Here is a 12,772-nt window from a genome sequence, read left to right as displayed (position 1 = left end):
GTGCCGGCCCCTTCGCTAGCAGGCTCGCTCCCACAGGGGGAATGCATTCCAAATGTGGGAGCGAGCCTGCTCGCGAATGGGGCGACCCGGTTGAGGATCAGACCGTAAACGACTTCCCGGTATGGTTATTCAGCGAAATAACCTTGGTCTTGCCAATCCGGTGACGATAGATCTCGCGCAAATACTTGATCGACTTCTTCACACAATCGCGCGACAACCGAATGTCATTGATCGAAACAAACTTGTCTTTGTCGTTGATCAGCTCGCGGTACTTCTTCTCGTACATCGGTTTGATCGCGTACCAGTTGGTGTCGAGGATCTTCGCCGGGTTCTCGAATTCATTAAGCAAATCGTCGATGCGATCTTCGTCGAATTCTTCATTAATGATGAAGTCGAGGATCGAGTTGTCCAGCGTCTCATCGAAACGGTACGGCGTCTTGGCGAAGCAGCGTTTGATGAACGCGACGATCAAGGTCAGGAAATCATCCGACAGGCACGGGCTCTTCGCAATCAGCGTAGTCAACGACAGGTTGGCCGAGGCGCCGATCACCAGCGCATAACGCTTGAGCGTGGTGTTGGGGAACAGGCTGTTGAGGTGGGTCTTCAACCGGTTCAGATCCATGTACGACAGCTTGTAATCCTTTGGCAGCGAAACGATCGAGACCACCGACGAGCAGTTCTTGAAAAAGTGCAGGTCGTGCAATGCGGCGGCGTCGTAGCCGGAATTCTTGTACTGCTCCAGCGAGGCGCGATAACGCTTGGATTCGATCGGCAGCAGGCTGATGCCTTCAATCGCCTGCGTGACCTTGTTGAAGTGCGGCAGGTCAATCGAGCGGAAGAATAGATCGTCGATGTTCAGGCGCTGCGGCTCTTTATCGAACACCTTGAATTTGTCGCTGCTCGGCGGCGGGGTTTCCGGCACCACCGATTCGGCGTAGGCAATCGCCACCGGGCCGGCCAGACTCATGAACAGGTCGTTGGCATCCAGGCGAATGGTCTCACCGATGTCGATGCCGGCGCGGCGGAAATAGTTCTGATCGTAGTCAGTCGTCACCGCCTGCGCCGTCAGAATGTTGAAGATTTGCTGCGAGATGTATTGGTTGGCGTGCTTTTCCATCGCATTGACATCAATGTTCTGGATGTTGCCGTCATCGCTCTCTTCGGCGTAACGCATGATGTCGTTGGAGATCAGCATCATCGCGTTCCATGGGCGGATACGGCCCATGACGCTGGCTTCGCTGCTGTCTTCGTTGGCGAAGTTGTAGGAGAAATCCCATTCTTCCGAAAGGTATTTGCACAGCAGGCGTCCGGCGTTGATGTGCAGCGCCTCGGACATTTCGCTGCGGTGATCGGAAATGTTCGGCAGCACGCAGATGCCGCTGGTGAAGATCGGTTCGAACACGAACGAATGACCACTCTTGCCGTCATGTTCGTCCATCGGCTTGGTGTCGAACGTCTTGTTCATGTACGAGTGCTGCTGGGCCAGACCGAATTCCGAGGCCATGCCGGAACCGGTACCGCCACCGGCACTGAAGATCGAGAAATACAGGCGCGACTGGTTGGCCTTGATGCCGCAGCTGTCGATCAGGTACGAGTGGATCATTTTCCAGTCAGGGCTGGAGAAACGCTGGGTGTCCTTGTTGAGGATGATCTTCGCCAGGTACTGGCCGAGGATCGGCGCGTTACCGGCGCCACCGGCGTGGACTTCGGACAAGTCCATGATCTTCATTTTGCTGTAGTCGCGCAGGAAGCCGCTTTTTTCGCCCTTGCGCGAGAAACGAATGCGCCCGGCGATGTCCTTGTCGAGGTCGCCGAGCATCACCAGCGGTTCGACCAGAAACACCGGTTTGCTCGCTTTGCTGGTGCCGATGCGCAGGTTGTTTTTGATCCACTGCGCCGGGCTGTAGCCTTTTTCGGTGGCGCGTCGGTCATTCGACGGGCGATCTTCGTTGTTGAATTCGTTGAGGTAGAACTTGCGCGCGTTGTACACCAGTTCTGCCACGTCGAGGGCGATGTTGGAGCCGCAGCGACCGAGGCCGATCAGGCACACCGACGGAAATTCCTGATCGTTGTGCTGTTCGTTATCGCCTTCCAGGTGCGGCGGGCGCGGGAACACCATGTCGCGCAGGCCGTCGAGGTTGTCGAGGATGCGGTCGGTATTGGTTTCGGTGAAGTACAGGTATTGCTGGGTCGACAACGGGCGCGAGGGAACCAGCGGTTTGGGCGATGACGGGCTGTTGGCGGCGGGGCTCGGATTCAGATCGGAGACCGCGGTGGCGGTATTGTTTTTAGAAGTCATTGGGCGCCATTTACCTGGTACTGGGTTGGTTCGCAGACCAATGTCAGCGAACCTCACGGAATAAGAGCTCGCGTCTTGTTTGCGCGAATTTGGCCCGGGCGTCAGGGACTTGGCCTGACGGTCGCTCGGGGGAATCCTTTCCTGATCGCTGATGAATCGGCCATTATTCGGCGATCTTTAATCAAAAGGAGGCTAAATGATGTCAACGCTACCTTCGTTGGGGTTCGCCGGAATTGGTCTGATGGGCTTGCCGATGTGCCGCCGCTTGCTGGCCGCCGGTTACCCGCTGAGCGTGTGGAACCGCAACCCGGACAAGTGCGCGCCACTGGTTGAGGCCGGCGCCCGGCAAGTGGCGACCCCGGCTGAACTGTGCGCACACGCCGATGTGGTGATGCTGTGTCTGGCTGATACGGCGGTGGTGCACGAGGTGGTGTTCGGCACGGGCGGTGTCGCTGAGGGTGGCAAGAGCGGTCAGTTGCTGGTGGATTTTTCCAGCCTGGAACCGACCGCGACGCGCGAAATGGCCGCTGAACTGGCGCAGAAAACCGGCATGTCCTGGCTGGACTCACCGGTGTCCGGAGGCGTGGTCGGTGCCGAGGCCGGCAGTCTGGCAATTATGGTCGGTGGTGAAGCGGCGGATCTCGAGCGAGTGCGCCCGGTGCTGCTCAATCTCGGTCAGCGCGTTACGCACATGGGCGGCGTTGGCGCCGGTCAGGTGACCAAGGCCTGCAATCAAATGATCGTCGCTTGTAATGCATTGGTAATTGCTGAAGTGGTGGCGCTGGCGGAAAAAGCCGGGGTCGATGCCAGCCTGATTGCCGAGGCATTGGCCGGCGGTTTTGCCGATTCGAAACCGTTGCAGATCCTCGCCCCGCAAATGGCCGAAAGCCGTTTCGAACCGATCAAATGGCACGTGCGCACGCTGCTCAAGGATCTCGACACCGCGGTGAAGTTTTCCCGCGAACAGGGCTCGGCCACGCCGATCAGCGGATTGGCCGCACAATTGATGCGCCTGCATGGGGCGCAGGGCTTTTTGGCGAAGGATCCAGCAACGCTGGTGCAAATGTACCGCGCGCCAGAATCAACGGATTGACCGCATGGGACTGTTTGCGCTGATTGATTTCTTCCAGCACCGGGCGTAATTCGTCGAGCGGCACCGGGCGGCTGAGCAGGTAACCCTGAATGAAATCGCAGCCCGAGCGTTCGAGAAATTCGTACTGCTCCAGGGTTTCCACGCCTTCGGTGACCACCTGCAAATGCAGGGTGTGCGCCATGACGATGATCGCCTGGACGATTTCCATGTCCGCCGTGGCATTGGGAATGTCGATGATGAACGAGCGATCGATTTTCAGCGTATTCAGCGGCAGACGCTTGAGGTAGGCCAGCGACGAATAACCGGTGCCGAAGTCATCGATCGACAGCGACACGCCGAGGGCGCGGATCTGCCGCAACAACACCAGGGTGTTGGCGATATTGCCCATCAGCGCATTCTCGGTGACTTCCAGCTCCAGCCGTTCCGGCGCGACACCGGCGGTGCGTAAGGCGTTTTCGATTTCGTCAGCCAGTTCTTCGCGGCCAAGATTCAGCGGCGAGCAGTTCCAGGCGATTTTCAATTCGTCGCAGCCGTGGCGCGACAGTTCGCCCAAATCCTTGCAGGCGCGACGCAGCACCCAGTTGTCCAGTTCGGCGATCAGGCCATTGTTTTCGGCGATGCTGATGAAGCGATCCGGCGTCAGCAGGCCGTTGACCGGGTGCTGCCAGCGGATCAACGCTTCGAGCTTGGTGACCTTGCCGGTTTTCAGTTCGAAGATCGGCTGGTAATACAGCATCAAACCATTTTCTTCACGCAGGGCATGACGCAGTTCTTCTTCGAGTTGCAACTCCATCGTCGCGCGGTTTTTCAGGTTGGAATTGAAAAAATGCAGGCCGTTGCGCCCGGCACCTTTGGATTGATACAGCGCCAGATCGGCGTGCTTGAGCAGTTCTTCGCAGGTGGTGCCGTCGTCCGGAAACAGACTGATGCCGATGCTGGTGGTCATCACCATGCGCCGCCCGGCCAGCTCAATCGGCTCCTTCATTTTTTGCATGATGCGCTGGGCCATGCCGCGCGCTTCTTCGCGGTCATGCAGGCCGATGAGGATGCAGAACTCGTCGCCACCGAACCGCGCGACCACGTCTTCATGGCTGCGCACCGAGCCTTTGATGTGGTCAGCGATGACTTTCAGCAGCGCGTCGCCGGCGTCATGACCGAGGCTGTCGTTGATGCGTTTAAAGTGGTCGATGTCGAGAAACATCACCGCGAGCATGCCGCCCTCGATGGCTTTCTGATTGAGTTTCTCGGCGAAGATCTGGTTGAAGCCGCGACGGTTGATCAGGTTGGTCAGTGCGTCGTAATTGGCCACTTGCTGCAGCGACATGCGCGCCTGGTCGAGCTGGCTGAGCAGGGCGTTGACCCGGCGCAGGTCGTGTTCCTTGTGTTGCAGTTTTTTATCGGCGAGTGCGGCGCTGATTGCACTGCCGAGAATCAGCAAGGTGATCAGGGCCACGGTCAGGCCCAATTGCAGGTGGCTGGTTTCCGCGGTCAGTGTCGGCGTGCTGGCCTCAGGCAAAATCAGCTTGAGTGCGGCCATCCCGGTGAAATGCATGCTGAAAATGCCGGCGCCGAGAATCAGCGCGGCGCTGTATTTGAGTACCTGATGAAGTAAACCGCTGCCTTCGCGCAGATAGCCTGCCACCCACAGAGCGGCGAAACTGGCGCCGATGGCGATCACCACCGATAGGGCAAACAGTCCAGGATCGTAGTACGCGGTGGCGGCTGATTGCATCGCCGCCATGCCGACGTAATGCATGCCGGCAATGCCCAGACCGATGACGATCGCGGTTTTCAGGTAGAGCACCAGACTGGGCTGGGATTCGCTCAGGGTGTGCATGGCCAGCCACGAGGCGAGCAGGGCGATCAGCAGGGAAAACAGGGTGATGGGCAGGTCGTACTGGATGTCGATCGGTGCCTGAAACGCAAGCATGCCGATGAAGTGCATGGCCCAGATGCCGCCGGCCAGGCAGGTCGCGCCGATCCAGCGCCATAGTCGCTGTGAGCGCGGGTCTTCCGCGTGACCGACGCGTTCGGCCATGTCGAGGGTGGCAAAACTGGCGGCGCACGCGACCAGATAGGCCACCAGCACCAGCAGCGGGTTATGGGTGCAATTAAGAATGACCTGCCCGCTCTCCGGCAGCTCGGTAACAAACTGCAAACCAAGCCACTCCATAGCATGCCCCGTCTCTGAGTCGTCCTTACTGCGCGGCTAGCGCAGGCGAATGACTGGAGTATAGAGGCGGTTTTCGCAGAGCAAGTGGTAGTGGCACATTGGCGCTAATGATTTCGGCATTAGCGTCATAGCGATTGGCGCTAAAGGCTTAGGCGATCTGTTCGAAAGGGATTTGCGCCCAGTCCGGTTGCAGCGGCGGCAGGCCAAAACGTGCGCGCGCCTTGTCGCAATCGACGTTCTGCTCGCCGTGTTCCCACGACGATTCGAACTCGCGGCAGGGGCTGGAGCGCAATTCATAAATCGAGCACTTCACTTCGCTACCGACTTCGCCTTCCAGCGCCGTGCAGCGTGGCGATTTGCAGTCGGTACCGTTCATCGCCACCCGGCTCGGGCTGATCTGCGTGACCAGTTCATCGGGCACGGTGCCGCCGGAGGAAGCGCACTCACCCCAGAAAAAAGACACACGGAAATGGGAACAACAGGCACCGCAATTCAGACACGGACTGACTTCGGACATGGACGGGGGTATCAAAGGGATTGATCGGGAGATCCGGACGGATCCGGCGGCTATTCTAGGCTTCGCCACGGCGTTGGGAAGGGGGGCGTGAAACTATTTTTTTGTGGCAAGGTTTTGCCGCAAAAGCCCCGGTTTTCGGGGGATTCAAGCGTTATCAAGGGCTTACGTTTCGTTACAGTGCCATGGCCCGATATCAGGCAGACGAATGATCACAGACAGCCTCGGTCTGGCTGACTAGATTGCAGGTTCCGGGCTCGGATGCGTTGGCAGTGAAGCCCTATAACAATAAAGAGACGGACCCATGCAGAACTCGACCCAAGCGGCGAATGCCTGGCGCATTCTGTTCCTGCTGTTCCTTGCCAACCTGTTCAACTTCTTCGACCGCACCATTCCGGCGATCATCATCGAGCCAATCCGCATGGAATGGCACCTCAGCGACTTTCAACTGGGCATCGTCGGTACCGCATTCACCCTTGTTTACGCGATTGCCGGCCTGCCGTTGGGGCGCATGGCCGACACCGGCTCACGGCGCAAACTGATGGGCTGGGGCCTGGCGACGTGGAGCGCGCTGACCGCAGTCAACGGGCTGGTCGGCAGCTTCTGGAGCTTTTTGATCGTGCGCATGGGCATCGGCATCGGTGAGGCCAGTTATGCGCCGGCAGCCAACTCGCTGATCGGTGACCTGTTCCCGGCGCACCGTCGGGCGCGGGCGATGGGCATTTTCATGCTCGGTCTGCCGCTGGGCTTGTTGCTGGCGTTTTTCACCATCGGCTGGATGGTCAAGGCATTCGACAGCTGGCGCGCGCCGTTCTTTATTGCGGCGGTGCCGGGTCTGATCCTGGCGATCTTCATGTTCTTCATTAAAGAGCCGAAGCGCGGCGCGGCGGAAACCGTGCAGGTTTCGCAGGAACGCGTCGACAAGCCGATCCGGCGGATTCTGGCCGTGCCGACCTTTCTCTGGCTGGTGATGGCGGGGTTGTGCTTCAACTTCGCGACCTATGCCTGTAACTCGTTTCTGGTGCCGATGCTGCAGCGTTATTTCCTCATGCCGCTGCAGGAAGCGGCCGTGGCGACTGGCGTGATCGTCGGCGTGACCGGACTGATCGGTTTGACGCTGGGCGGCTGGATTGCGGACAAGATTCACCAGCGCGTGGCCAACGGGCGGTTGTTGTTCGCGGCGTTCAGTCTGATTATTTCGACCCTGTGCACGGCGTGGGCCCTGCATTCCGGGCGCATCGAGATTGGTGTGTTTGTCGCGGTATTCAGTGTCGGCTGGCTGTTTGCCTACAACTTCTACACCTGCGTTTACACGGCGATTCAAGACGTGGTCGAACCGCGTCTGCGGGCGACGGCGATGGCGTTGTTCTTTGCCGGGTTGTATCTGCTGGGCGGTGGCTTGGGGCCGGTGGTGGTCGGTGGGTTGTCCGATCACTTTGCGCACACGGCGATGCTGGCGGCGGGGGCTGAGCAGATGACCGAGGCGTTCAAGGCAGTCGGGCTGCATGACGCGATGTATCTGATTCCGGTGGCGCTGTTTCTGACGATGGTGTTTCTGTTTCTCGCGGCGCGGTGTTTTGTGCGCGATGCGCAGCGGATGAAGGAAGGTTTGGTTGCGGTGGTTGAGCCAGAGGTTGTGGCGGCGACTGCTTAAGATCAAAAGATCGCAGCCTTCGGCAGCTCCTACTTGGGAATGCGGTTCCTGTAGGAGCTGCCGAAGGCTGCGATCTTTGCTTGATCGTTCCCACGCTCTGCGTGGGAATGCAGCCCGGGACGCTCTGCGTCCCTTTCCAGAGCTGGAACGCTGAGCGTCCCTTGAGGCATTCCCACGCGGAACGTGGGAACGATCGGCCCGCATCGCTGCGGGCCTTGTTGTTTCAGCAGGGGAAGAGGGGGGGTTAACCCGCCACCAACACCCGAATCGCTTCCAGGCGCAACGCCGCTTTGTCCAGCATCGCCAGACCTTGCTCGCGCTGTTCACGCAATGCCACCAGTTCGCTGTCACGTACGGTCGGGTTGACCGCTTGCAACGCGGTCAGGCGCGCCAGTTCTTCGTCGGTGTCGGCCGCCAGACGGCGACGGGCCTCGGCCACGCGCTCGGCGTGACGCGGGGTGATCTTGTCTTCACCGGCGTTGATCCGTGGCGTCAGTTGATCGCGCTGGGCCTGGATGAACTTGTTGGCGCTGGCGCGCGGCACGCTTTCCAGCTGATCGTTCAGGGTTTCAAACGAGACGCGTGGCGACAGATCGTTGCCATTGGCATCGAGCAGGCAGCGCAGGGCGGCCGGCGGCAGGTAACGGCCCAACTGCAGCGCGCGCGGAGCCACCACTTCGCTGACGTAGAGCAATTCCAGCAACACAGTGCCCGGCTTCAGCGCCTTGTTTTTGATCAGCGCGACGGCGGTGTTGCCCATCGAACCGGACAGCACCAGATCCATGCCGCCCTGCACCATCGGGTGTTCCCAGGTGATGAACTGCATGTCTTCGCGCGACAGCGCCTGGTTACGGTCGTAAGTGATGGTCACGCCTTCGTCGTCGCCCAGCGGGAAGCTGGCGTCGAGCATCTTCTCGCTCGGCTTGAGGATCAGGGCGTTTTCCGAATGGTCTTCGCTGTCGATGCCGAACGCGTCGAACAGGGTTTCCATGTAGATCGGCAGGGCGAACTGATCGTCTTGCTCAAGGATGTCCTCGACCAGCGCTTCACCTTCGCCGGCGCCACCGGAGTTGAGCTCCAGCAGACGATCGCGACCGGTGTGCAGCTCGGCTTCGAGACGTTCGCGCTCGCTGCGCGCTTCGTCAATCAGCGCTTGCCACTCGCTGTCGTCGGCTTCTTCGAGCAGCGGCAGCAGGCGCGGGCCGAACTGATGCTGCAAGGCGTTGCCGGTCGGGCAGGTGTTGAGGAACGCGTTCAGCGCTTCGTGGTACCACTGGAACAGGCGCTCTTGCGGGCTGGTTTCCAAGTACGGCACGTGCAGTTCGATGATGTGCTTCTGGCCGATCCGGTCGAGACGACCGATACGCTGCTCGAGCAGGTCCGGGTGCGACGGCAGATCGAACAGCACCAGGTGGTGAGCGAACTGGAAGTTGCGACCTTCACTGCCGATTTCCGAGCAGATCAGCACTTGCGCGCCGAACTCTTCATCGGCGAAGTACGCGGCGGCGCGGTCACGCTCAAGGATGTTCATGCCTTCGTGGAACACCGTGGCCGGGATGCCGGAACGCACGCGCAGGGCGTCTTCCAGATCCATCGCGGTTTCGGCGTGGGCGCAGATCACCAGCACTTTGGTGCGCTTGAGCATTTTCAGCTGATCGATCAGCCATTCGACGCGCGGGTCGAATTTCCACCAGCGCTCTTCTTCGCTGGCGTCCGGCTGCGCTTGGAAGCTGACTTCCGGGTACAGCTCGGCGTGATCGCCCAACGGCAGTTCGAGGTATTCGTCCGGGCACGGCAGCGGGTACGGATGCAGTTTGCGCTCCGGGAAACCCTGCACGGCGGCGCGGGTGTTACGAAACAGCACGCGGCCAGTGCCGTGGCGGTCAAGCAGTTTGCGCACGAGGCGGGCGCTGGCTTCGGTGTCGCCATCGTTGACCGCGGTCAGCAGGACTTCGCCTTCATTGCCGAGGAAACCCTGAATGGTTTTGTGCGCTTTGGCCGAGAGACGGCCCTTGTCGAGCAGTTCCTGAACGGCTTCGGCCACCGGGCGATAGTTGTCGCTCTCGGCACGGAACGCGGCCAGGTCGTGGAAACGGTTTGGATCGAGCAGGCGCAGACGGGCGAAGTGGCTGTCCTGACCAAGTTGTTCCGGAGTCGCGGTGAGCAGCAGCACGCCCGGGATGACTTCGGCGAGTTGCTCGACCAGCGAGTATTCGGCGCTGGCCTTTTCTTCGTGCCAGACCAAGTGGTGCGCTTCGTCGACCACCAGCAAATCCCAACCGGCGGCGAACAGAGCGTCCTGCGCCTTCTCGTCGTCGACCAGCCATTCCAGCGCGACCAGCGCCAGTTGGGTGTCTTCGAACGGGTTGGTGGCATCGCTTTCGATGAAGCGTTCTTCGTCGAACAGCGCGACCTGCAGGTTGAAGCGGCGGCGCATCTCCACCAGCCACTGGTGCTGGAGGTTTTCCGGGACGAGGATCAGCACGCGGTTGGCGCGGCCCGAGAGCAGTTGGCGATGGATCACCAGACCGGCTTCGATGGTTTTACCCAGACCCACTTCGTCCGCCAGCAATACGCGCGGCGCAATGCGGTCGGCGACTTCACGGGCGATGTGCAATTGGTGCGCGATCGGTTGCGCACGCACGCCACCCAGGCCCCAGAGCGAAGATTGCAGCTGGCGGCTGGTGTGTTCGAGGGTGTTGTAACGCAGCGAGAACCACGACAGCGGGTCGATCTGCCCGGCGAACAGACGGTCGCTGGCCAGACGGAACTGAATGAAGTTCGACAGCTGGGTTTCCGGCAGGGTAACGGCTTCGTTCTGCCCGTTGAGACCGTGATAAACCATCAGGCCGTCGACATCGTCGACTTGCTGCACGGTCATCTTCCAGCCTTCGAAGTGGGTAATGGTGTCACCCGGCGAGAATCGCACGCGGGTGAGGGGCGCATTCCGTAGCGCGTACTGGCGGGTTTCGCCAGTGGCCGGGTAGAGCACGGTCAACAAGCGGCCGTCCTGTGCCAGAACGGTGCCTAAACCCAGCTCGGCTTCGCTGTCACTGATCCAGCGTTGCCCCGGTTGATACTGCTGCGCCATGCTGCCTGACTCCCACCTTGAAAAAGCGGGCTATCTTAACGGAATGAGGGCTTCAGGGCCAAAGATTACTGGCGTAGGAGCTGCCGAAGGTTGCGATCTTTTGATCTTGGGGAACACTTGAGTTCTGCGCTGTCCGATGAAAGATCGCAGCCTGCGGCAGCTCCTACAGGTGCCAAGTGCGTCACAGAATTGCGACGGGTGGCTCAAGGCGTGTTTGTCTTAGCCGATAGCCTGCTGACAGGAGAACCCCCATATGTTGCCACCGATGCTCCCCCTGAGCGCTGTGCCGATCACTTCGCAGCAGGATCCGATCCGCCAGCGGCCGGATATTCCGCCGGTGGTGCCGGTGCAGGAAAGCTCCAACGAAAGTACGATCGATCTGCAAAAACGTGATCCGGAAGAGGATCGACTGCTGGCGCGCGACGAACAGCGCCGTCAGCAGGAGCGTGATCGCCGCCGTCGCGAGGCCGACGAAGACCCGGAAGAGCATCTGGCTGTGCCGGGTACGGCGCTCAACGCCGACAATACCGTGCCGGTGGTGCCGCTGATTGAAGATCAGCCGCGTCAGGGCTTGTGGGTCGATATCGAGATTTGAGCGGCTCTGGCTAGATGACTGGTTTGATCGTGTTTGGCTGGGTGGCTGGTCAGCGCTGGCGGCAGGCGGCATTATTGGCGCAGTCCTGCCGGTGATGTGGCAGTTGTGATTCTTTGAAGCGATGTTCTGAACGCCATGAGCCAAGACGACAAACTGATCGACCTCAGCACTGAACGCGCCAAGCGGGTGCATGACATTAAAGAGAAGCGGCTGAACGAAGTGCGTCAGGCGTTTGAGCAGGCGATGCCGTTGGGCAAGCCGAAGAAAAAGTCGAAGAACAAGCCGAAAAAGCGTTGATCTCCCCCCTGCATCTGTTGATGAAGGTCAGTTATTTCCCCTCCTTTATCTCCCTTCGTTGCGGTTATTGATCCCGGTCAATTTGTGCGCCTGTGTGTTTGGTAATTTAGTCCCATCGCAGCAAAGCAGGGGCCAGGAGGCCAGTCATGTTTTTCGATAACGTGGTGTTTGCCGGGGTTCTGACTGTAGGGCTGATGGTTCTGTTTTTTGCAGGGTTTGGATTTTTTATCTGGAAGGATGCGCATAAGCGTAAGAAGTGATTCTTCTGGATTGATGGGCACGCAAGGCATTTTGGGGCGACTTCGGTTGCCCCTTTTTTTTTGCCTTGGCGGCCTTGGCGGCCTTTGGGCCGACCAGGCTGGGGGGTGTTTTGTGAATATCCGTTGCTGCGGTAACGGCTGCTTAGGGTTTCGCCCTTACGGCGAGTCACCTTTTCCAAACGCCGAAAAGGTAACCGAAAAGGCTTTGCCCTGACGTTCGGCCCTCGCTAGGGCTCGGGTTCCTTCGCTCCGGGATCGATCCGGGGGCAGCGCCTACGGTTTGCTTCGCTGCACCTCCTCTCGCTGTGTTTGGCTGCGCCAAACGGGCGCTGCGCTCCCACCCCCGGATCAATCCCTCCACTCAGCCTGCCGACGGGCTCCGAGATCAAGATCAAGATCAAGAGCAGGCGAGCTGACACTCGGCCTATTGAGTGGTGTGGAGCGGGGCGCGCTTGGCTTTAGTTTTTGTGGTGTTTTTGCCCCTCACCCCAGCCCTCTCCCGAGGGAGAGGGAGCCGATTTGTGTTGCTTTCAAATCTCGAGTTCGGCTCGAACATTCAGGTCGATGCAGCTCTCGCAAACAACCCGGTCAGTCCCCTCTCCCTCAGGGAGAGGGCTAGGGTGAGGGGCTCTTGATCTTGATCTGGCTTTTGACGTGGCTTTTGATCTCAAGCCCCTTCGGCAGGCCGAGCGTAGGTGTCCATCCGGGGATCAGGCGCGTAGCGCCGTGCGGCGTAGCCGCACACATCGAGAGGAGGTGCAGCGAAGCAAACCGTAGGCGATGTCCCCGGATGGAC

The 12,772-nt window shown here is 59.8% G+C and carries 10 protein-coding genes; 5 read left to right on the top strand and 5 right to left on the bottom strand.

What is annotated here, in order from left to right:
- Window positions 1-97 precede the first annotated feature (97 nt).
- Entirely contained in the window at window positions 98-2,299 is a 2,202-nt protein-coding gene (locus QMX93_RS26745) for a hypothetical protein (protein ID WP_282358527.1), read from the bottom strand.
- A gap of 196 nt (window positions 2,300-2,495) precedes the next feature.
- Between QMX93_RS26745 and QMX93_RS26740 the strand changes: the two genes are divergently transcribed.
- Window positions 2,496-3,392, top strand: coding sequence for an NAD(P)-dependent oxidoreductase (locus tag QMX93_RS26740; protein ID WP_282358526.1), 897 nt, complete (start codon window positions 2,496-2,498; stop codon window positions 3,390-3,392).
- Here the strand turns inward: QMX93_RS26740 and QMX93_RS26735 are convergent.
- Window positions 3,283-5,565, bottom strand: a complete 2,283-nt coding sequence (locus tag QMX93_RS26735) for a bifunctional diguanylate cyclase/phosphodiesterase (RefSeq protein WP_282358525.1) — start codon at window positions 5,563-5,565, stop codon at window positions 3,283-3,285. The genes QMX93_RS26740 and QMX93_RS26735 overlap by 110 nt on opposite strands.
- Window positions 5,566-5,713: 148 nt before the next feature.
- Window positions 5,714-6,082: a YkgJ family cysteine cluster protein gene (locus QMX93_RS26730; RefSeq protein ID WP_282358523.1), complete on the bottom strand. Its 369-nt coding sequence runs from the start codon at window positions 6,080-6,082 to the stop codon at window positions 5,714-5,716.
- Between the two features lie 301 nt (window positions 6,083-6,383).
- On the opposite strand from QMX93_RS26730, the gene QMX93_RS26725 reads away from it, so the two are divergent.
- Window positions 6,384-7,733: an MFS transporter gene (locus QMX93_RS26725; RefSeq protein ID WP_282358522.1), complete on the top strand. Its 1,350-nt coding sequence runs from the start codon at window positions 6,384-6,386 to the stop codon at window positions 7,731-7,733.
- A gap of 244 nt (window positions 7,734-7,977) precedes the next feature.
- Here QMX93_RS26725 and rapA read toward each other — a convergent pair whose 3' ends face one another.
- The gene (gene rapA / locus QMX93_RS26720) at window positions 7,978-10,824 is read right to left on the bottom strand and encodes an RNA polymerase-associated protein RapA (protein WP_282358521.1); all 2,847 of its coding nucleotides are present in this window, start codon (window positions 10,822-10,824) and stop codon (window positions 7,978-7,980) included.
- Between the two features lie 253 nt (window positions 10,825-11,077).
- Here rapA and QMX93_RS26715 point away from each other — a divergent pair, with 253 nt between their 5' ends.
- From QMX93_RS26715 to ccoM, 3 genes are all read left to right on the top strand, one after another.
- A complete protein-coding gene (locus QMX93_RS26715; protein WP_282358520.1) occupies window positions 11,078-11,419 on the top strand; it encodes an aspartate-semialdehyde dehydrogenase in 342 nt (113 codons plus the stop codon).
- Window positions 11,420-11,554: 135 nt separating this feature from the next.
- Window positions 11,555-11,716 carry a hypothetical protein gene (locus QMX93_RS26710; protein ID WP_172680076.1) on the top strand — a complete coding sequence of 54 codons (162 nt, stop codon included), beginning with the start codon at window positions 11,555-11,557 and terminating at the stop codon, window positions 11,714-11,716.
- Window positions 11,717-11,862: 146 nt separating this feature from the next.
- Entirely contained in the window at window positions 11,863-11,976 is a 114-nt protein-coding gene (ccoM, locus tag QMX93_RS26705) for a cytochrome c oxidase subunit CcoM (RefSeq protein WP_041070550.1), read from the top strand.
- Window positions 11,977-12,591: 615 nt separating this feature from the next.
- Here the strand turns inward: ccoM and QMX93_RS26700 are convergent.
- Window positions 12,592-12,772, bottom strand: a 181-nt coding sequence (locus QMX93_RS26700; RefSeq protein WP_282358518.1) for a hypothetical protein, incomplete at its 5' end; no start/stop codon positions are given.

This window comes from Pseudomonas sp. PS01303, assembly GCF_029959385.1.
GTDB lineage: Bacteria > Pseudomonadota > Gammaproteobacteria > Pseudomonadales > Pseudomonadaceae > Aquipseudomonas > Aquipseudomonas rustica.
This window is presented reverse-complemented; position numbering and strand designations above follow the sequence as displayed.

Bases quoted from the DNA above. Each gene is read 5' to 3' on its own strand.
- QMX93_RS26745 (WP_282358527.1), bottom strand. From the start codon at position 2,299: ATGACTTCTAAAAACAATACCGCCACCGCGGTCTCCGATCTGAATCCG.
- QMX93_RS26740 (WP_282358526.1), top strand. From the start codon at position 2,496: ATGATGTCAACGCTACCTTCGTTGGGGTTCGCCGGAATTGGTCTGATG.
- QMX93_RS26735 (WP_282358525.1), bottom strand. From the start codon at position 5,565: ATGGAGTGGCTTGGTTTGCAGTTTGTTACCGAGCTGCCGGAGAGCGGG.
- QMX93_RS26730 (WP_282358523.1), bottom strand. From the start codon at position 6,082: ATGTCCGAAGTCAGTCCGTGTCTGAATTGCGGTGCCTGTTGTTCCCAT.
- QMX93_RS26725 (WP_282358522.1), top strand. From the start codon at position 6,384: ATGCAGAACTCGACCCAAGCGGCGAATGCCTGGCGCATTCTGTTCCTG.
- rapA (WP_282358521.1), bottom strand. From the start codon at position 10,824: ATGGCGCAGCAGTATCAACCGGGGCAACGCTGGATCAGTGACAGCGAA.
- QMX93_RS26715 (WP_282358520.1), top strand. From the start codon at position 11,078: ATGTTGCCACCGATGCTCCCCCTGAGCGCTGTGCCGATCACTTCGCAG.
- QMX93_RS26710 (WP_172680076.1), top strand. From the start codon at position 11,555: ATGAGCCAAGACGACAAACTGATCGACCTCAGCACTGAACGCGCCAAG.
- ccoM (WP_041070550.1), top strand. From the start codon at position 11,863: ATGTTTTTCGATAACGTGGTGTTTGCCGGGGTTCTGACTGTAGGGCTG.